The 17,571-nt window shown below is 64.9% G+C and carries 18 protein-coding genes; 16 read left to right on the top strand and 2 right to left on the bottom strand.

The annotated features are described in order from the left end of the window. Positions 1-140: 140 nt before the first annotated feature. The 16 genes from murJ to trmB all read left to right on the top strand — a co-directional run bounded on the left by murJ (position 141) and on the right by trmB (position 16,101). Positions 141-1,718 (top strand): murein biosynthesis integral membrane protein MurJ, encoded by a 1,578-nt coding sequence (gene murJ / locus BJF92_RS20585; RefSeq protein ID WP_075636610.1) that lies wholly within the window; start codon positions 141-143, stop codon positions 1,716-1,718. Between the two features lie 13 nt (positions 1,719-1,731). Beyond that, positions 1,732-2,142 (top strand): VOC family protein, encoded by a 411-nt coding sequence (locus tag BJF92_RS20580; RefSeq protein ID WP_075636609.1) that lies wholly within the window; start codon positions 1,732-1,734, stop codon positions 2,140-2,142. A gap of 178 nt (positions 2,143-2,320) precedes the next feature. Next, positions 2,321-3,385: a tryptophan--tRNA ligase gene (trpS, locus tag BJF92_RS20575; RefSeq protein WP_075636708.1), complete on the top strand. Its 1,065-nt coding sequence runs from the start codon at positions 2,321-2,323 to the stop codon at positions 3,383-3,385. A gap of 109 nt (positions 3,386-3,494) precedes the next feature. Further along, positions 3,495-3,986, top strand: coding sequence for a universal stress protein (locus tag BJF92_RS20570; RefSeq protein ID WP_075636608.1), 492 nt, complete (start codon positions 3,495-3,497; stop codon positions 3,984-3,986). A gap of 175 nt (positions 3,987-4,161) precedes the next feature. Beyond that, on the top strand, positions 4,162-4,725 hold the full coding sequence (locus tag BJF92_RS20565) for a NifU family protein (protein ID WP_075636707.1): 564 nt from the start codon (positions 4,162-4,164) through the stop codon (positions 4,723-4,725). 112 nt (positions 4,726-4,837) lie between these two features. Continuing rightward, on the top strand, positions 4,838-5,536 hold the full coding sequence (gene tsaB, locus BJF92_RS20560) for a tRNA (adenosine(37)-N6)-threonylcarbamoyltransferase complex dimerization subunit type 1 TsaB (protein WP_075636607.1): 699 nt from the start codon (positions 4,838-4,840) through the stop codon (positions 5,534-5,536). Next, a complete protein-coding gene (locus tag BJF92_RS20555; RefSeq protein ID WP_143524126.1) occupies positions 5,533-6,030 on the top strand; it encodes a GNAT family N-acetyltransferase in 498 nt (165 codons plus the stop codon). Before tsaB ends, BJF92_RS20555 begins: the two co-directional genes overlap by 4 nt. 9 nt (positions 6,031-6,039) lie before the next feature. Next, positions 6,040-6,828, top strand: coding sequence for a lyso-ornithine lipid O-acyltransferase (gene olsA, locus BJF92_RS20550; RefSeq protein WP_075636606.1), 789 nt, complete (start codon positions 6,040-6,042; stop codon positions 6,826-6,828). 88 nt (positions 6,829-6,916) lie between these two features. Next, the gene (gene miaB, locus BJF92_RS20545) at positions 6,917-8,347 is read left to right on the top strand and encodes a tRNA (N6-isopentenyl adenosine(37)-C2)-methylthiotransferase MiaB (RefSeq protein WP_075636705.1); all 1,431 of its coding nucleotides are present in this window, start codon (positions 6,917-6,919) and stop codon (positions 8,345-8,347) included. A gap of 72 nt (positions 8,348-8,419) precedes the next feature. Next, positions 8,420-9,484 (top strand): PhoH family protein, encoded by a 1,065-nt coding sequence (locus tag BJF92_RS20540; RefSeq protein WP_075636605.1) that lies wholly within the window; start codon positions 8,420-8,422, stop codon positions 9,482-9,484. Then, positions 9,484-9,990 carry an rRNA maturation RNase YbeY gene (ybeY, locus tag BJF92_RS20535; RefSeq protein ID WP_075636604.1) on the top strand — a complete coding sequence of 169 codons (507 nt, stop codon included), beginning with the start codon at positions 9,484-9,486 and terminating at the stop codon, positions 9,988-9,990. The genes BJF92_RS20540 and ybeY overlap by 1 nt, the downstream gene beginning before the upstream one ends. A 12-nt stretch (positions 9,991-10,002) precedes the next feature. Then, positions 10,003-11,226 carry a hemolysin family protein gene (locus tag BJF92_RS20530; RefSeq protein ID WP_075636603.1) on the top strand — a complete coding sequence of 408 codons (1,224 nt, stop codon included), beginning with the start codon at positions 10,003-10,005 and terminating at the stop codon, positions 11,224-11,226. Positions 11,227-11,441: 215 nt separating this feature from the next. Continuing rightward, entirely contained in the window at positions 11,442-13,037 is a 1,596-nt protein-coding gene (gene lnt / locus BJF92_RS20525; protein WP_075636602.1) for an apolipoprotein N-acyltransferase, read from the top strand. Between the two features lie 158 nt (positions 13,038-13,195). Next, on the top strand, positions 13,196-13,618 hold the full coding sequence (locus BJF92_RS20520) for a helix-turn-helix domain-containing protein (RefSeq protein ID WP_075636601.1): 423 nt from the start codon (positions 13,196-13,198) through the stop codon (positions 13,616-13,618). A gap of 357 nt (positions 13,619-13,975) precedes the next feature. Then, on the top strand, positions 13,976-15,217 hold the full coding sequence (gene metK / locus BJF92_RS20515) for a methionine adenosyltransferase (protein WP_075636600.1): 1,242 nt from the start codon (positions 13,976-13,978) through the stop codon (positions 15,215-15,217). Between the two features lie 182 nt (positions 15,218-15,399). Then, the gene (gene trmB / locus BJF92_RS20510) at positions 15,400-16,101 is read left to right on the top strand and encodes a tRNA (guanine(46)-N(7))-methyltransferase TrmB (RefSeq protein WP_075636599.1); all 702 of its coding nucleotides are present in this window, start codon (positions 15,400-15,402) and stop codon (positions 16,099-16,101) included. 293 nt (positions 16,102-16,394) lie between these two features. Here the strand turns inward: trmB and BJF92_RS20505 are convergent, their stop codons facing one another. Together BJF92_RS20505 and BJF92_RS20500 are read right to left on the bottom strand one after the other, a co-directional pair. Continuing rightward, positions 16,395-16,652, bottom strand: a complete 258-nt coding sequence (locus BJF92_RS20505; protein ID WP_075636598.1) for a BQ00720 family protein — start codon at positions 16,650-16,652, stop codon at positions 16,395-16,397. A gap of 139 nt (positions 16,653-16,791) precedes the next feature. Beyond that, positions 16,792-17,220, bottom strand: coding sequence for an Hsp20 family protein (locus tag BJF92_RS20500; RefSeq protein ID WP_075636597.1), 429 nt, complete (start codon positions 17,218-17,220; stop codon positions 16,792-16,794). Between the last annotated feature and the right edge of the window lie 351 nt (positions 17,221-17,571).

The following is a 17,571-nucleotide window of genomic DNA, read 5'->3' as shown; positions in this document are numbered from 1 at the left end:
CAGTTCGCGTCGCATGCTTTATGAGGTGCGTCCGCAGCGCGTTGCATGGCCTTGTGGTTTTGAGGCGCGCGCGGATGCCATCGTCTTTCCGGGCTGCGCCGGTCCCGCCACGGCGCGCGCAACAGTGAGCTGCTCTCGACATGAGCCTTGTGAAGAAATTCGCCACCGTCGGCGGCGCCACGCTGGGCAGCCGCATTCTGGGCTTTACCCGCGAAACCATGATGGCGGCCGCGCTCGGCACCGGTCCGATGGCCGATGCCTTCTATGCGGCCTTCCGCTTTCCCAATCTTTTCCGCCGGCTGTTTGCCGAGGGCGCCTTCAACGCCGCCTTCGTGCCGCTCTTCGCCAAGGAGATCGAGACCCATGGGGTGGACGGCGCCAAGCGTTTTTCAGAAGAGGTCTTCGGCGTCCTCTTCACCGTGCTGCTGCTGATCACCGTCGTCATGGAACTGGCCATGCCGCTGATCGTCGCCTGGGTGATCGCCCCCGGCTTCGTCGGCGATGCCGAGAAGTTCGACGTGACGGTCAAGCTGGCCGTGGTGATGTTTCCCTATCTCATGTGCATGTCGCTCACCGCCATGCTCTCGGGCATGCTCAATTCGCTGCAGCATTATTTCGCCGCGGCGATCGCGCCTGTTTTCCTCAATGTCGCGCTGATCGGCGCGCTGGGCTATGGCCTGTGGACGGGGGCGGACCCGCTGACGACTGCCTGGTGCCTGGCCTGGGGCGTTCTGGTGGCGGGCCTTCTGCAGATGGCCGTGCTCTATGCCGGCGTGCGCCATGCCGGCATGCGGCTTTCCTTCAAGCGGCCGCGCATGACGCCCAATGTGAAGCGCCTGCTGGTGCTGGCCCTGCCGGCGGCCGTGACCGGCGGCATCACCCAGATCAACCAGATCATCGGCCAGATGATCGCCTCCACCAAGGAGGGCGCCATCGCGGTGCTGCAATATTCCGACCGCGTCTACCAGCTGCCGCTCGGCGTCGTCGGCATCGCGGTGGGTGTCGTGCTCCTGCCGGAGCTGTCGCGCGCCCTGCGCGGCGGGCATCTGAAGGAGGCCGGCAATCTTCAGAACCGCTCGCTCGAATTCGTGCTGTTCCTGACGCTGCCGGCCGCTGGCGCGCTCTGGGTCATCTCCGACCAGATCGTGCGCGTGCTCTACGAGCGCGGCGCCTTCTCGCCCGAAACCACGCAGACGGTCGCCTCGGTGCTGGCGATCTACGGCCTTGGCCTGCCGGCCTTCGTGATGATCAAGGCGCTGACCCCCGGCTTTTTCGCCCGCGAGGACACGCGCACGCCAATGCGCATCACCGGGATCTCGGTGATGGTCAATTGCGCGCTGGCCGTCTCGCTCTTCCCGATTCTCGCCGAACGCGGCATCGCCACGGCCGAGGCCACCTCCGGCTGGCTGACGACCATCATGCTGTTCGTCACCCTGGTTCGGCGCGGCCATTGGGACTGGGACAAGGCGCTGTTCTCGCGCGCCATCCGGCTCTGCATCGCCACCGGCGTCATGTGCGTCGTGCTAGCCTATGCCTCGGATGCGCTGCAGCCCTGGCTGCAGCCGGGCTCCAAGCTCCTTCACCAGCTCGGCGCACTCTGCGCGCTGATCGGCTTGTCGATGCTGGTCTATTTCTCGCTCGCCTTCCTGATCGGCGGCGCCGATCTCGGCATCATCCGGCGCAATGTGAAGCGCAAGGGGGCAGTAGAAAAGTCATAGGAGGGCGCAGCAGATGGTCAGCCGGATCTCGCTGGTGACGCTGGTTGTCGATGATTATGATCGCGCCAAATCTTTCTATTGCGATGCACTGGGATTCGAGTGCCGTTCGGACGTGATGCTGGATGATGGCAAGCGCTGGGTTGTCATTGCACCTACAGGCGCCGAAAGCGGTCTCTTGCTGGCCCGCGCGGATGGCGCGTCTCAGGAAGAGACGATCGGGCGACAGACTGGAGGGCGCGTCAGCTTTTTCCTGGAAACGGATGATTTTGCGCGCGACCACGCAGAATTTCTGGCGCGCGGCGTTCGTTTCGAGGAGCCGCCGCGCCATGAGGCTTACGGAACCGTCGCCGTCTTTGTCGATCTCTATGGCAACCGTTGGGATCTGATTGAACCTCGCTACGCCGAAACGCCGCCTGCCTCTTGATCGCCCCGGGGCCGTCATGCATAAGCGCCGGCAAGCAGGCGCACGTTGCCGCGTGCCGGAATTGCCGTGCCCGATGGCCGGTCCGGGGCAGGCGCGACGATGGCATGACAAACACGATGCGAGCGGTGCAGCGACCCTTTTCGTCGCGGCCCTTCGCGAGCCGACCGAGGTCCTCACCATGTCCCAGTTTCCGCCGCGCGTCTTCTCCGGCGTCCAGCCGACCGGCAATCTCCATCTCGGCAATTATCTCGGCGCGATCCGCAAGTTCGTGGCGCTGCAGGACAACAATGACTGCATGTATTGCGTGGTCGACATGCATGCGATCACCGCCCAGCTGGTGCAGGGCGACCTGATCGGCCAGACCCGCTCGATCGCCGCCGCCTTCATTGCCTCGGGCATCGACGCCAAGAAGCACATCGTCTTCAACCAATCGACCGTGCCGGAACATGCCGAGCTGGCCTGGATCTTCAATTGCGTGGCGCGCATCGGCTGGATGAACCGCATGACGCAGTTCAAGGACAAGGCCGGCAAGGACCGCGAGCAGGCCTCGCTGGGGCTCTATGCCTATCCGAGCCTGATGGCCGCCGACATTCTCGTCTATCGCGGCACGCACGTGCCCGTCGGCGACGACCAGAAGCAGCATCTGGAACTGGCGCGCGACATCGCCATGAAGTTCAATCTCGACTTTGCCGAGAAGATCCGCGCCTCGGGCTACGGCATCGACATCACCGTCGGTGATGAGCCGGTGCATGCGCTCTTTCCCATGGTCGAGCCGCTGATCGACGGTCCGGCGCCGCGCGTCATGTCGCTGCGCGACGGCACGAAGAAGATGTCGAAGTCCGACCCGTCGGACCTCTCCCGCGTCAATCTGATGGACGATGCCGAGACGATCTCCAAGAAGATCCGCAAGGCCAAGACCGATCCGGATGGCTTGCCGAGCGAGATCGACGGTCTTGCCGGCCGGCCGGAAGCTGACAATCTCGTCGGCATCTTCGCCGCGCTCTCCGACCGGACCAAGGCCGATGTGCTCGCCGAATTCGGCGGCCAGCAGTTCTCGGTGTTCAAGCCGGCTCTGGTCGATCTGGCCGTAACAGTGCTTGCGCCGATCACGGCCGAGATGCGCCGTCTGATGGACGACACCAGCCATATCGACGCCATCCTCAAGGATGGCGGCGAGCGTGCCCGCGCCCGGGCCGCAGAAACCATGGCCATGGTGCGTGAGGTCGTCGGCTTCTTGCGCTGATCCCCGACTGCTGATCCTCGGCGCGGAGCCCTTGGCTTGACCCCGTGAAATCAGGGGGCGGCGAAAATCCGCCCTTGCGGGGCGCCGCCGGCTTTGCCACAGTCCAGCCATGGTTTCGACAAGACTCTCCCGCGCGGAAGGCCATCGCCGGAAATTCCTGGCGGTTATCGACGATACGCCCGAATGCAGCCGGGCGGTTCACTATGCCGGACGGCGCGCCAAGCATTCAAGCGGCGCGCTGGTTCTTCTCTATGTCATTCCCGATGGCGATTTCCAGCAATGGCTGGGGGTCGAAGGCATCATGCGGGCGGAAGCGCGCGCAGAGGCCGAGGCGACTCTGGCGAGGATCGCCCAGACCGTGCGCGAGACCATCGGCATCGAGCCGGAAATGGCGATTCGCGAGGGGCTCGCCACCGAGCAGATCAACAAGCTGATCGACGAGGACCGCGACATCGCCATTCTCGTTCTGGCTGCCGGCTCCGCCAAGGATGGCCCGGGCCCGCTGGTCTCCTCCATCGCCGGCAAGGCCGCCGCCTTCCCGATCCCCGTCACCGTCATCCCCGATGCGCTGACGGATGCGGAAATCGACGCGCTGACGTGAGTGCAGCGCTGCTTGTGGGGCCGGCGGGGTCGTGTCTTCAACTGCGCCGGAAAACTTGACTGCAATCCCCATCTTGAAGCTGCGCGGCGAGAGGCGTATATCCAGTTTAGAAATTTTCTAAACCCCGCAGGACATGGCATTCTTCGCCTGTCCGCGACCGGAGCGCGATCGAGCGATGTTCATCCAGACCGAATCCACCCCCAATCCCGCCACGCTGAAGTTCCTGCCCGGGCGCGTCGTCATGGAAACCGGCACGGCCGAGTTTCGCGACGAGGATGAGGCCAATGCCGGCTCGCCGCTGGCCGCGCGGCTGTTCCGCGTGCCCGGCATCACCGGCGTCTATTTCGGCTATGACTTCATCACCGTGACCAAGGACGGGCAGGACTGGCAGCATCTCAAGCCCGCCATTCTCGGCTCGATCATGGAGCATTTCATGTCCGGCCAGCCGGTCATGGCCGGCCCGCGCGCCGAGGCGACGGATGCCGAAGGCGAGTTCTTCGACAGCGGCGACGAGACCATCGTCGCCACGATCAAGGAGCTGCTAGAAACCCGTGTGCGTCCGGCCGTGGCCCAGGATGGCGGCGACATCACCTTCAAGGGGTTCCGCGACGGCACGGTGTTTCTCAACATGAAGGGCGCCTGCTCCGGCTGCCCGTCCTCCACCGCGACCCTGAAGCACGGCGTGCAGAACCTGCTGCATCATTTCATCCCGGAAGTGCGCTCGGTCGAGGCCGTCTGAAACGGGCCGATAAAGCCCGGCGCGGATTTCCTTCCGCGCCCCCATCCTCGCTTCGGCAAAAGACCGGAAACAGCGGTTGCCAAAACCGGCTCCGGCGGGGCAATAGACGATCATGATCGTTCTTGCACTGGATACGGCGGGCGCGGATTGCCGCGCCGCGCTTTTTGACGCCGATGCCGGCCGGATGCTGGCCGTTGCAGGCGAGCGCATCGGCAAGGGGCACGCCGAGCGCCTTCTCGCTTTCATCGATGCGGCGCTCGACAGCGCCGCCCTCGATCTTTCCGCTGTCGATCGCATCGCCGTGGCGGTCGGCCCCGGCTCCTTCACCGGCATCCGCGTCGGCGTGGCGGCCGCGCGCGGTTTTGCTTTGGCGCTGGAGCGCCCCGTGGTCGGCATCTCCACCCTTTCGACACTGGCCTGGACGGCGCAGAAACAGCAGGAGGCCGGCGATGTGCTGGTCGCCATCGACGGTCGGCGCGAGGATCTGTTCTGCCAGACCTTCGGGGCCGATGGTGCGCCCGCCAGCCGTCCGGCGCTATGGCCGCTTGCCCAGGCACGCGATTATTTTGCCGGCTATCAAGGATCCGTCGTCGGTTCCGGCGCGGCCCTGCTCGCCGGCGCGCCCGATGTGGTGAGCGGCCAGACGGTGCAGGACAGTGTCGAGATCGAGGCCCTGGCGCGGCTCGGCGCGCTTGCCGATCCCGCTGCGGCGCCCGCCCGCCCGCTTTATCTGCGCGGGCCGGATGCCAAGCCGCAGGAGGGCTTCGCCATCGCCCGGCAGCCGTCTGCCCAGCAAGAGGGTGGGGCATGACGCTGATCGACCAATGGCTGCGAAAGCCCGACTTCGAGATCGTCGCGCTGCGCTCGGCCGATCTGCCCGAGGTCGCGCTCTGCCATGCCGGCCGCTTCCCCCATCCCTGGGGTGAGGACGAGATTCACGCCTTGACCGGGCAGGCTACCGTCTTCGGCTTTGTCGCGCGCCAGACCAATGCGCTTCTCGGCCGCCCCGCGCTTGGTGGCTTCGTGCTGACGCGCGCCGCCGGCGGGGAGGGGGAGATCCTCACCATCGCCGTGGATGCGCGCTACGGCCGGCTGGGGATCGGCTGGCGGCTGATGCGCGCGGCCTTGGGCGAGGCCCGTCGGCGCGGGGCCGAGAGCCTGTTCCTCGAGGTGGACGAGACCAACCAGCCCGCCATCGGCCTCTATCGCCGGCTGGGCTTTCAGACGGTCGCCACCCGCAAGGCCTATTACAAGGGCGCCGACGGCACGCGCACCGGCGCACTCGTCATGCGGCTGGATCTTTGAGGGGGCGGCATGGTCAACCGGCTGCGCATCGCGCTCGTGCTCCTGACTCTGGTGCTGGTCACCGCGCTTCTCCTGCCGGCCCAGCTGATCTTTCTCTGGTGTGACTGGCCCGCGCGCCGGCGACTGCCGCGTCTCTGGCACCGCATCGCCTGCCGGCTTCTGGGGCTGAAGGTGCATGTCCATGGGCGGGTCGAGACCGAGCGGCCGCTGATGCTGGTTTCCAACCATGTCAGCTGGAAGGACATTCTGGTTCTGGGCGCGATTGCCGACGTGGTGTTCGTCGCCAAGGCGGAGGTGCGCGACTGGCCGGTCTTCGGCGTGCTGGCGCGGCTGCAGAGCACGATCTTCGTGGCACGCGAGGAAAAGCGCCGGGCCGGCGAGCAGGCGAACGAGATCGGCCGGCGCATGGCGGCCGGCGAGATCGTCGTCCTGTTTCCGGAAGGCACGACCTCCGACGGAAATCGGCTCCTGGAGATCAAGAGCGCGCTGTTCGGGGCCGCCACCTCCGCGCTTCCGGCCTCGCCCACCGGCATCGTCCATATCCAGCCGGTCTCGATCGCCTATACCCGCGTCCACGGCATGCCCATGGGCCGCTATCACCGGCCGATCGCCGCCTGGCCAGGCGATGTAGAACTCGTGCCGCATCTTCTCGGCGTGCTGAGGGAAGGGGCGATCGATGTCGAGGTCGATCTGGCTCCGGCGCTGCCCTATGATGCGAAGAGCAACCGCAAGACCACGAGCCGCATGGTGGAAGGTGCCATCCGCGCCATGCTGACGGCGCGCCTGCGCGGACGCTGACACCCATGGCGCCGCCGCGGCCTTGCCACGCACGGCCTTTCTCCGCGCCGCCTTCATTTCCGGGCATTTTTGCGCTATGAGCCGCGCCATGACCGAGATCTCCGACATTCTGGCCGCTCCGCCGGCCCCCCAGCCGACCCTGGACCCGGACCATGCGCCGGCCCCTGAAACGCCTGCGCCGCGCAAGGTCTTTCTGAAGACCTATGGCTGCCAGATGAACGTCTATGACAGCGAGCGCATGCAGGATGCGCTGGCCCGCGATGGCTATGAGCCCTGCGACAGCGAGGCCGAGGCCGATCTCGTGCTGCTCAACACCTGCCACATCCGCGAGAAGGCGGCCGAGAAGGTCTATTCCGCGCTTGGGCGTCTGCGTGAGCTGAAGAAGAAGAAGGCGGCAGAGGGCAAGGTGATGACCATCGGCGTGGCCGGCTGCGTCGCCCAGGCCGAGGGCGGCGAGATCCTGCGCCGCGCGCCCTCCGTCGATCTGGTGATCGGCCCGCAGACCTACCATCGCCTGCCGGAGGCGCTGGCCCGGGTTAAGCAGGGCGAGCGCGTGCTCGAAACTGATTATGCGCTCGAAGACAAGTTCGAGCATCTGCCGGCGCCCAAGCCTGCGGCCACGCGCGCGCGCGGCGTCACCGCCTTTCTCACCGTGCAGGAAGGCTGCGACAAGTTCTGCACCTTCTGCGTGGTGCCCTATACCCGCGGTTCCGAGGTCTCGCGCCCGCTGTCGCGCGTGGTCGGCGAGGCCGAGCGGCTGGCCGCATCCGGCGTGCGCGAGCTGACGCTTCTTGGCCAGAACGTCAATGCCTGGCATGGCGTGGACGATGCCGGCAAGGAGCTCGGGCTTGGCGATCTCCTGCGCCGGCTCGCCGAAATTCCCGGCATTGCCCGTCTGCGCTACACCACGAGCCATCCGCGTGACATGGACGATACGCTGATCGCGGCCCATCGCGATCTGCCGGCGCTGATGCCCTATCTGCATCTGCCGATCCAGTCCGGCTCCGACCGCATTCTCAAAGCCATGAACCGGCGCCACAAGGCGGCGGATTACGTGGCGCTGGTTCAGCGCATCCGCGCGGCACGGCCGGATCTGGCGCTCTCAGGCGATTTCATCGTCGGCTTCCCCGGTGAGACGGAGGAGGATTTTCAGGCCACGCTCGATCTGGTCGAGGCGGTCGGCTATGCCCAGGCCTTCTCCTTCAAATATTCCACCCGGCCGGGCACGCCTGGCGCCGATCTTGCCGACCAGGTGGACGAGGCGGTGAAAGCCGAGCGGCTGGAGCGGCTGCAGGCGCTGCTTTTCAGCCAGCAGCAGGATTTCGCGAGAGGCTGTATCGGCCGCACCATCGACCTTCTGCTGGAAAAGCCGGGCCGCATGCCCGGCCAGCTCATCGGCCGCTCTCCCTGGCTTCAGTCGGTGAATGTTGATGCAAAGGGCGTGGAAATCGGTGACATTATCAGGGTACGAATCACGGGCGCCGGCCCTAACAGTCTGTTTGCGGACGTGTTAGGCTGACGCGGACGGTCGGTCCCCGCTTTCAGGAGGACCTGGCCGTTTCGCTCACATTCCTCAAAGGAGCTTTGCTGCTTGAACGGACACGAATTGGTTTCCTCCTCGCCGCGCCAGTCGAAGACCTCTGCGACCGACGTCAATCACTTCGTGCTTACCTTTGAGAACAATCGCTTCGCCAGCGCGCTGTTCGGTCAGTTCGACGAGAACCTCAAGCTCATCGAGCAGACGCTTCATGTCGAGGCCCGCCCGCGCGGCAATTCGGTGGCGATCTCGGGCGATGTGGTGGCCACCAATCAGGCCCGCCGCGCGCTCGATTATCTCTATGGCCGCGTCCAGAAGGGTGGCAGCATCGAGGCGTCGGATGTCGAGGGCGCCATCCGCATGGCGATTGCCGCCGACGACCAGCTGCAATTGCCGACCATGGAAAAGAAGGCGAAGCTCAATCTGGCGCAGATCACCACACGCAAGAAGACCATTGCTGCCCGCACCCCGACGCAGGATGCCTATATCCGCGCGCTGGAGCGCTCCGAGCTGGTCTTCGGCGTCGGCCCGGCCGGCACCGGCAAGACCTATCTGGCCGTGGCCTATGCCGCCCAGCTGCTGGAGCGCGGCGTTGTCGATCGCATCATCCTCTCGCGTCCGGCCGTCGAGGCCGGCGAGCGCCTGGGCTTCCTGCCGGGCGACATGAAGGAGAAGGTCGATCCCTATCTCCGTCCGCTCTATGATGCGCTCTATGACATGATGCCCGGCGACAAGGTGGAGCGGGCGATCACCGCCGGCGTCATCGAAATCGCGCCGCTCGCCTTCATGCGCGGCCGCACGCTCGCCAATGCCGCCGTCATCCTCGACGAGGCGCAGAACACCACGACCATGCAGATGAAGATGTTCCTCACCCGTCTGGGCGAGAACGGCCGCATGATCGTCACGGGCGATCCGAGCCAGGTCGACCTGCCGCGCGGCGTCACCTCCGGCCTGGTCGAGGCGCTGCAGATCCTGAGGGAAGTCGAGGGCGTCTCGGTCATCCGCTTCAAGGATGCCGACGTGGTCCGCCATCCCATGGTCGCCCGCATCGTGCGCGCCTATGAGGCGCAGACGGCCGTGCCGGATGCGAGCCTTTCCCCGTCGCCCCGGAACGGCTGATGTCACGCTTCGACATTCAGCTGAGCCGGGAGGCGGACGCCTGGGCGCCGGAAGAGGCGCTCGAGGCGCTCGCCACCCGTGTGATCGAGGCCGCCGCCGATCATCTGGCGGTGGCGGAGGGGCAGCCCTTTCAGGAGGCGCCGTCCGAGCTGTCGCTGGTCTTCACCGATGACGAGAGCGTGCGCGCGATCAATGCCGAGTGGCGCGGGCAGGACAAGCCGACCAACGTGCTGTCTTTCCCCGCCTTTCCGGTAGAGCCGGGCGATATGCCGGGCCCGATGCTCGGCGATATCGTGCTCGCGCAGGAGACGATCGCGCGCGAAGCCATCGATCTCGGCAAGCCTTTCGAGGAACATCTGAGCCATTTGCTGGTTCATGGATTTCTCCACCTTCTCGGCTATGATCACATCGATGCCGAGGAAGCGGAGGAGATGGAGGCCCTTGAGAGTAGCATTTTGATCGGAATTGGCCTATCTGATCCCTATGGGGATAGTGATCCCGTTTGACGAACTGGAACAATGAGCGATTTTCGGACAGAGCCGGCCGCGGCTGTTACGGACGAGGCGGATCCCGCCAGTCAGGACGAAACGGGCAGTAGCATCACCGGCGCCGCGCAGGATGGCGCCTGGAGTGAGACGACCACACGGCAGGAGGGCGCCCGGCCAGAGTCCGCGAGGTCAGACTTCGCCCGGCACGAGCCGAGCAAGCCGGCCGTCTCCTTCTGGAGCAGGGCCGCGCGCATCTGGCGCGGCGCCTCCGCGCCCAATCTGCGCGAAGACCTCGCAGACGCGCTGATGGCCGATCCCGGCACGGACACGGCCTTTTCGCCCGCCGAGCGGGCCATGCTCAACAATATTCTGCGGTTCCGCGAGGTGCGCGTCGAGGATGTGATGATCCGGCGCGCCGAAATCGAAGCAGTGGATCTCTCGATCACGCTCGGCGATCTGTTGATCCTGTTCGAGGAGTCCGGCCGCTCGCGCATGCCGGTCTATCACGAAAGTCTCGACGATCCGCGCGGGATGGTCCATATCCGCGACCTTCTCGCCTATATCACCAAGCAGGCCCGCAATCGCCGTCGAGGTTCCAACCGGCCGGCTGCGCCCGCCGCCAATGGCGAGGACAAGCCCGAAAAGCCAGTGCGCCAGCCGCGCCCGAGCTTCGATCTTGGCCGCGTCGATCTGATGAAGACGGTGGAGGAAGCGGGCATCATCCGCCAGGTTCTCTTCGTGCCGCCCTCCATGCATGCTTCCGATCTGATGCAGCGCATGCAGGCCGCCCGCATCCAGATGGCGCTGGTCATCGATGAATATGGCGGCACGGATGGGCTGATCGCGCTTGAGGATATCGTCGAACTCGTGGTCGGCGATATCGAGGACGAGCATGATTCGGAGGAGGTGATGTTCGCGCGGACCTCCGATGATATTTTCGTTGCCGATGCCCGCGTCGAGCTCGAGGAGATCGCCGCCGCCATCGGCCCGGATTTCGACGTGCGCGAACAGCTCGAAGATGTCGATACGCTTGGCGGCCTGGTCTTCAACACGCTCGGCCGCATCCCGGCGCGCGGCGAGGTCGTCCAGGCGATTCCCGGCTTCGAGTTTCAGGTGCTCGATGCCGATCCGCGCAGGGTCAAGCGCGTGCGCATCGTGCGCAAACGCATCCCGCCTGCCCGCCGCCGCCCGCGTGACGGCATGGCGGACGGTCAGGAGCTGGCCAGCGAGGCCGGCACGGGGTCGCAGGGCTGATGCTGCCAGACCTTCCGGGAGCGCGGCGTGCTGCGCTCCCGATGCGGTTTTCCATCACGACAGCCTGCGACGTCGAGCGCCTTCCGTCAGATCGCCGTCCGGACGGGGCCATGCAGCCGCATCGGCCTTGCGCAAGCGGGCGAATATAAGCACGAGGCCCTGAAGCATCGGCCGCGCGAAACGCCAAGGCCGAGACCCGCAGGGAGACGAACGCGATGGATGGGATTGCAGGGCGGATCATGCTGCTCTCCGGCTGGCGCCGTGCGGCACTGGCGATCGCGGCCGGCCTGCTGACGGTCCTGGCGCTGCCGCCTTTCTCCATCTTCGCCGCGCCCTTCATCAGTTTCCCTATTCTGGTCTGGCTGATCGACGGTCTGCCGGCCGACCCCGCCAGAGGCGTGCTACGCCGCTATCTGCCGGCCTTCTGGACCGGCTGGTGCTTCGGCTTCGGCTATCTGGCCGGAGGGCTCTGGTGGCTGGGCAATGCGCTGCTTGTGGAGGCGGACACCTTTGCCTGGGCTCTGCCGCTCGCTGTTCTCGGCCTGCCTGCGGTTCTGGCGATCTATTACGGTCTGGCCGGTCTCCTCGCCCGCATCCTTTGGTCGGAAGGCTGGGGGCGGATCGCCGCGCTGGCCGCAAGCTTCGGTCTGGCCGAATGGCTGCGCGCCACCGCCTTGACCGGCTTTCCCTGGAATGCGATCGGCTATGCCGCCATGCCGGTGCCGCTGGCCATGCAGTCGGTGAGCCTCATCGGGCTGATGGGCATGAATGTCGCCGCGGTCTTCGTCTTCGCGGCGCCGGCGCTCGTCGGCACGCGGCGCGGGCTCGCTCTCGGCCTCATGATTGCCGCCCTGCTGGTTGCCGGCCATCTCGGCTTCGGCCTGTGGCGGCTTTCCACACCCTCCGGCCCGCCGCTCGATCCGCCAATGACCCTGCGCGTGGTTCAGCCGGTGATTGACCAAGCGCAAAAGCTCGATGATGCGGCGCGCGCAGCAATCTTCGAAACTCATCTGGCTCTCAGTGCCGCCCCTCCGGCAGAGGGCGGCCGCCGGCCCGATGTGATCGTCTGGCCGGAAACGGCCGTGCCCTTCATCCTGACCGAAAATCCCGACGCGCTGGCGCGGATCGCCGAGGTGCTGCAGGAGGGGCAGGTGCTGGTCACCGGCGCCGTGCGCACGGAGGATGCCGGAGCGGGCCTGCCGCCGCGCTACTACAATTCCATGATCATGATCGATCATCAGGGTCAGATCATCGGCGCGGCCGACAAGGTGCATCTCGTGCCCTTCGGCGAATATCTGCCGCTGGAGGATCTGATTTCCGCCGCCGGCCTGCATGCGGTGGCCGCCGCCATGCCCGGCGGCTTTTCCGCGGCCGCCCAGCGCATGCCGATGACCCTGCCGGGCGGGCGCATTCTCTACCCGCTGATTTGCTACGAAGCGATCTTTCCAGCCGAGATCGGCGACGATGCTTTGGCCTCCGCAGCGCTTCTCAACGTCACGAATGATGCCTGGTTCGGCGACACGCCCGGGCCTTATCAGCATTTCCTCCAGTCCCGGTTGCGCGCCGTTGAAACCGGCGTGCCGATGGTGCGCGTGGCCAATAGCGGCATCTCCGCATCGATCGATCCGTTCGGACGCGTGCAAAAAGGGCTGAATTTCGGTGTTGCCGGCGCTTTCGATGTCGATCTGCCACCGCGTGCAGCGCCGATCTTCCCCCCTTCGGGGCAGGCCAGAAATGGTCTTATTCTTCAATTGATTGCGCTTGCGGTTGCAATTTTTTCGCGCATGAGTTTTGTTTTTCGAGAGAATTGACCGAAAACCCATGAGATTGCATAGTGGCCGCCGCCATTAAAGCCTTAACCTCTATGAGGCAGGGGGCCTTGCTTTGTCAGTTGCGGACGGCTGGCACGGCGGCTTTCTGTCTGTTGGTCGGAGGGGAAAGAAAGCGCATCGATTGATAGGAACCCACAATGATTGAGAACAAGAAGAAGCCCAATCCGATCGACATTCATGTCGGCAGTCGGATTAGGCTCCGTCGGACCATGCTGGGGATGAGCCAGGAGAAGCTGGGCGAAAGCCTGGGGATCACCTTCCAGCAGATCCAGAAATACGAAAAGGGTACGAACCGCGTCGGCGCCAGCCGCCTTCAGAATATTTCGTCGATTTTGAATGTACCGGTTTCTTTTTTCTTTGAAGACGCTCCGGGTGAAAGCAATGCAGCCAGCCCGTCCGGCATGGCCGAAGCCGCCAGCTCCAACTATGTCGTCGACTTCCTGTCGTCCTCCGAGGGTCTGCAGCTGAACCGCGCCTTCGTGAAGATTGCCGATCCCAAAGTGCGCCGCAAGCTGGTCGACCTCGTCAAGGCGCTGGCATCGGAGAGTGACGGCGAATGACCCCTCCACGTCGCGGGAGCCTTTCCCGCGACGTGCCTTCCTGCCAGAGGCCGACCTGCCGGCTCCTGCCGGAGGCCGAAGTGGCCGAGCGGCCTTTTTCCGACGGATTCGACTGTCTGACGGCGCAATTCGCCCCGCCCTGATCGCCAAAGGGCAAAAACCGCCCGGGCTTCAGGCCTTCCTGACCGGCGCGCTAGGTGAAAGTCGGCGATCCATCCGCCCCGTCGATGGCGACCTTGCAACAGCGGGGAAAAACCATCTCCATCACAGCATATAAAGATATATATATGTCCTTGTATCCTTTCGGGGGATGGACTAGGAACGTCGGAGCGATTTTTCATTGAGGGGACGTCCCGCATGCGCGCAAATTATCTGTTCACCAGTGAGTCCGTGGCGGAAGGCCATCCGGACAAGGTCTGCGACAGGATCTCGGACGAAATCGTCGATCTGGTCTATCGGGAAGCGGCCCGCACGGGTGTCGATCCCTGGACAGTGCGCATCGCCTGCGAGACGCTGGCCACGACCAACCGGGTCGTCATCGCCGGCGAGGTCCGCCTGCCCAAGAGCCTGATGAAGACCGACAAGGCCGGCAACGAGGTCATCAACCCGACCAAGTTCAAGGCCGTCGCCCGCAAGGCGATCCGCGAGATCGGCTATGAACAGGACGGTTTCCATTGGAAGACCGCAAAGATCGACGTGCTGCTGCACTCGCAGTCCGCTGACATCGCCCAGGGCGTCGACAATGCCGCCGACCGCCAGGGTGACGAAGGCGCTGGCGACCAGGGCATCATGTTCGGCTATGCCTGCCGCGAGACCGCCGAGCTGATGCCGGCGCCGATCTATTATTCCCACCGCATCCTGGCGCTCCTGGCCGAGGCTCGCAAGAAGGGCGAGGGCGATGCTGCCCATCTCGGCCCCGATGCCAAGAGCCAGGTGACCGTGCGCTATGCCGATGGCAAGCCGGTGTCCGTTGCCTCCATCGTCCTGTCCACCCAGCATCTCGACGAGAGCTGGGATTCGGTCAAGGTGCGCGAGGTCGTCGAGCCCTATATTCGCGAAGCGCTGCACGACATCGAGATCGCAGACGATTGCCAGTGGTACATCAATCCGACCGGCAAGTTCGTCATCGGCGGACCGGACGGTGACGCCGGTCTGACGGGCCGCAAGATCATCGTCGACACCTATGGCGGCGCCGCGCCCCATGGCGGCGGTGCCTTTTCCGGCAAGGACACGACCAAGGTCGACCGCTCGGCCGCCTATGTCGCCCGCTACCTCGCCAAGAACGTCGTGGCCGCCAATCTGGCCGACCGCTGCACCATCCAGCTGTCCTACGCCATCGGTGTGGCCCAGCCGCTGTCGATCTATGTCGACCTGCACGGCACCGGCCGCGTGACGGAGGATCAGGTCGAGGCGGCAATCCGCAAGACCATCGATCTCTCGCCCTCCGGCATCCGCCGCCACCTGAACCTGAACAAGCCGATCTATGCCAAGACCTCGGCCTATGGCCATTTCGGCCGCAAGGCCGGCCGTGACGGCTCGTTCTCCTGGGAGAGGCTGGATCTGGTCAAGCCGCTGAAGGACGCGCTGAAGGCGGCCTGAGCCGCCTGCGCCATGCCTGCCGGCAGCCTTGCCCTTGCGCTCTGCCCTTGACGGGCGGGGCGGCATGGACGAAAGGAAGCCGCGCCGCGCCCCATCTGGGGCATCGGACCGAAAAGTGGGAACCGGTTTTCGGGAAAATCCGATGCTCTCGCGGGGCGGCGCGCTTCGAAGGGACCTATGACATGAGTGATGAGCAACGCGGCAGCCGATCGACCGAGGCCTTCTTCGGCCGGCGCAAGGGCAAGCCGCTGCGCCCCATGCAGGCCTCCCATCTGGAAACCCGCCTGCCGGATCTCAAGCTCGACCTTTCCACGCCCGCGCCCGGCGATCTCGCCACCTTGTTTCCCGTGCCTGTCTCGCGCCTGCGGCTGGAAATCGGCTTTGGCGGCGGCGAGCATCTGATCCACCGCGCTATCACCGAGCCGGACACCGGCTTCATCGGCGTCGAGCCCTTCGTCAATTCCATGGCGAAGCTGATCGGCCATATCGAGGAGGCCGGCGCGCGCAATATCCGTCTTTACGACGACGACGCGACCCAGGTGCTGGACTGGCTGCCTGAAGGCGTGATCGACCAGATCGATCTTCTTTATCCCGATCCCTGGCCCAAGCGGAAGCACTGGAAGCGGCGTTTCGTCTCGAGCGTCAATCTCGACCGCTTCGCCCGCGTGCTCAAGCCCGGCGGCCTGTTCTGCTTCGCCTCCGACATCGACACCTATGTCAACTGGACGCTGCTGCACTGCCGCGACCATGAGGCCTTCGCCTGGACGGCCAAGGCTTCCCCGGACTGGCTGACGCCCTTCGAGAACTGGCCAAGCACGCGCTACGAGGCTAAGGCCCGCCGCGAGGGTCGCTCCTCCGCCTATCTGACATTCAAGCGGGTCTAAAGCCTCGGACCCAAAAGTGGACACCGATTTTCGCGAAGCTGTACGCCTTGTGCGCAGGGCGTTCGCGTGGCGCCGCTGGCCCTTGAGCATGGGCGCGCGATGCGTCAAGCGGCGACCGCAAGGCGCGGCGCCGCTCTCGATCATCTGAAAAAGGGGAGACAGGAACTCGGGTGGCCCGCGCGAGGGAACGAGGGACTGAGGCGGGCCCCGAGAAATACGGGCGACACGAGGGTCGCCCGAGGTGACCGGCGAGGCGTCTGCGCCGCCGGTCAGGCATGAGTTTCAGTCAGGGATCAATGCAGCGTGACGGTCTTCAGATCGTCTTCGGCTGCCTTGAAGAAGGTGGAGGAGCGGTTGTCGGTCAAAAGGATCGGCGTGCCGTCGGCGCCGAACAGCGCCCAGAGATCCAGGCCGGGTTCCATGTTGGGAGCTTCGGGGAAGCAGCGGGAGACTTCGTCAGAACGCATTTTGCGGATGTAGCCGACTTCACCGGCGCCCAGATGCGCAAGATCCGACTTCGAGAGGCGGTTGCTGACGTGTTTCAATCCCATCGGTCCCATGCTCCGTTCTTCAGCGCTTTTGACAGTCCCTGCCATTGGCGCCTCCGTCTCCGTTTTTGCTTCGGGCGTGCGAATGATCCGTCCCCGAATCAACCGCCCGAAACCTGCAAGGCCCGGCCTCACAGGATTATCAGTCTGGGACCAAAATATTAATTTTCTTTACCATGCGCTGCGGTTCTGGGCGGATCAGGTCGATTGACAGGAGGCCATTGCGAAGTTCGGCCTTGACGACCTGCATTCCGTCCGCCAGCACGAACATGCGTTGGAACTGCCGCGCGGCGATGCCGCGATGGAGGTAGTCGCGTTCGATGCCCGGCTCTGTCTGCCGGCCGCGAATGACCAGCTGGTTCTCCTCGGTCGAAACCTCCAGATCCTCCTCGGAAAACCCCGCCACCGCGAGCGTGATGCGCAGCCGGTCGGCTTCGTTCTGGTCGCCGCGAATGCGCTCGATATTATAGGGCGGATAGCCGTCATTGCCCTTGGCCACGCGTTCGATCGTCTGACCCATGGCATCGAAACCGACGAGAAACGGACTGGTGAAAGGAGGCAGGCGCGTCATGGTGCAGGGTCCCGGCAGCTGGCCATGAGGACCGGAGCGCCAAGCGAAACGGCTGTCTCTCCCGTCCTGCGGCAGTTCAAAGCGACGATTGCAGGGCCTTTTCAAGCAAGCGCCCGGCAGGGGGAATATGGGCATGGCCAAAGACCGCTGCAAGATTGCCCGATGGCTCGTCCCCAGGTGACGCAAGGCCTGCCGGACCTGCGGCCTGCCCCTTGCGAAAACCGGATTTCCTTTTTCGAGCGATGATCCCGTTTTTGTCCTTGCAGCGGTTTTTTCCGAAAACCGGTTCCCACTTTTCGGTGCGATGCTCTAAGCAGGACGGACAGAGCTGATCCAGACAGGAAGGGAAAC

Origin of the sequence: Xaviernesmea rhizosphaerae (assembly GCF_001938945.1) — a bacterium.
GTDB classification, from domain to species: domain Bacteria; phylum Pseudomonadota; class Alphaproteobacteria; order Rhizobiales; family Rhizobiaceae; genus Xaviernesmea; species Xaviernesmea rhizosphaerae.
Note: the sequence above shows the minus strand (reverse complement) of the source record. Positions and strands in the feature narration are given on the sequence as shown.

What these genes read in the sequence shown, in the direction of transcription:
- BJF92_RS20580 (WP_075636609.1), top strand. Translation starts at nt 1,732, where the DNA reads ATGGTCAGCCGGATCTCGCTGGTGACGCTGGTTGTCGATGATTATGAT.
- BJF92_RS20530 (WP_075636603.1), top strand. Translation starts at nt 10,003, where the DNA reads ATGAGCGATTTTCGGACAGAGCCGGCCGCGGCTGTTACGGACGAGGCG.
- BJF92_RS20500 (WP_075636597.1), bottom strand. Translation starts at nt 17,220, where the DNA reads ATGACGCGCCTGCCTCCTTTCACCAGTCCGTTTCTCGTCGGTTTCGAT.
- trmB (WP_075636599.1), top strand. Translation starts at nt 15,400, where the DNA reads ATGAGTGATGAGCAACGCGGCAGCCGATCGACCGAGGCCTTCTTCGGC.
- metK (WP_075636600.1), top strand. Translation starts at nt 13,976, where the DNA reads ATGCGCGCAAATTATCTGTTCACCAGTGAGTCCGTGGCGGAAGGCCAT.
- olsA (WP_075636606.1), top strand. Translation starts at nt 6,040, where the DNA reads ATGGTCAACCGGCTGCGCATCGCGCTCGTGCTCCTGACTCTGGTGCTG.
- tsaB (WP_075636607.1), top strand. Translation starts at nt 4,838, where the DNA reads ATGATCGTTCTTGCACTGGATACGGCGGGCGCGGATTGCCGCGCCGCG.
- trpS (WP_075636708.1), top strand. Translation starts at nt 2,321, where the DNA reads ATGTCCCAGTTTCCGCCGCGCGTCTTCTCCGGCGTCCAGCCGACCGGC.
- BJF92_RS20505 (WP_075636598.1), bottom strand. Translation starts at nt 16,652, where the DNA reads ATGGGATTGAAACACGTCAGCAACCGCCTCTCGAAGTCGGATCTTGCG.
- BJF92_RS20570 (WP_075636608.1), top strand. Translation starts at nt 3,495, where the DNA reads ATGGTTTCGACAAGACTCTCCCGCGCGGAAGGCCATCGCCGGAAATTC.
- murJ (WP_075636610.1), top strand. Translation starts at nt 141, where the DNA reads ATGAGCCTTGTGAAGAAATTCGCCACCGTCGGCGGCGCCACGCTGGGC.
- BJF92_RS20565 (WP_075636707.1), top strand. Translation starts at nt 4,162, where the DNA reads ATGTTCATCCAGACCGAATCCACCCCCAATCCCGCCACGCTGAAGTTC.
- BJF92_RS20555 (WP_143524126.1), top strand. Translation starts at nt 5,533, where the DNA reads ATGACGCTGATCGACCAATGGCTGCGAAAGCCCGACTTCGAGATCGTC.
- miaB (WP_075636705.1), top strand. Translation starts at nt 6,917, where the DNA reads ATGACCGAGATCTCCGACATTCTGGCCGCTCCGCCGGCCCCCCAGCCG.
- BJF92_RS20520 (WP_075636601.1), top strand. Translation starts at nt 13,196, where the DNA reads ATGATTGAGAACAAGAAGAAGCCCAATCCGATCGACATTCATGTCGGC.
- lnt (WP_075636602.1), top strand. Translation starts at nt 11,442, where the DNA reads ATGGATGGGATTGCAGGGCGGATCATGCTGCTCTCCGGCTGGCGCCGT.
- ybeY (WP_075636604.1), top strand. Translation starts at nt 9,484, where the DNA reads ATGTCACGCTTCGACATTCAGCTGAGCCGGGAGGCGGACGCCTGGGCG.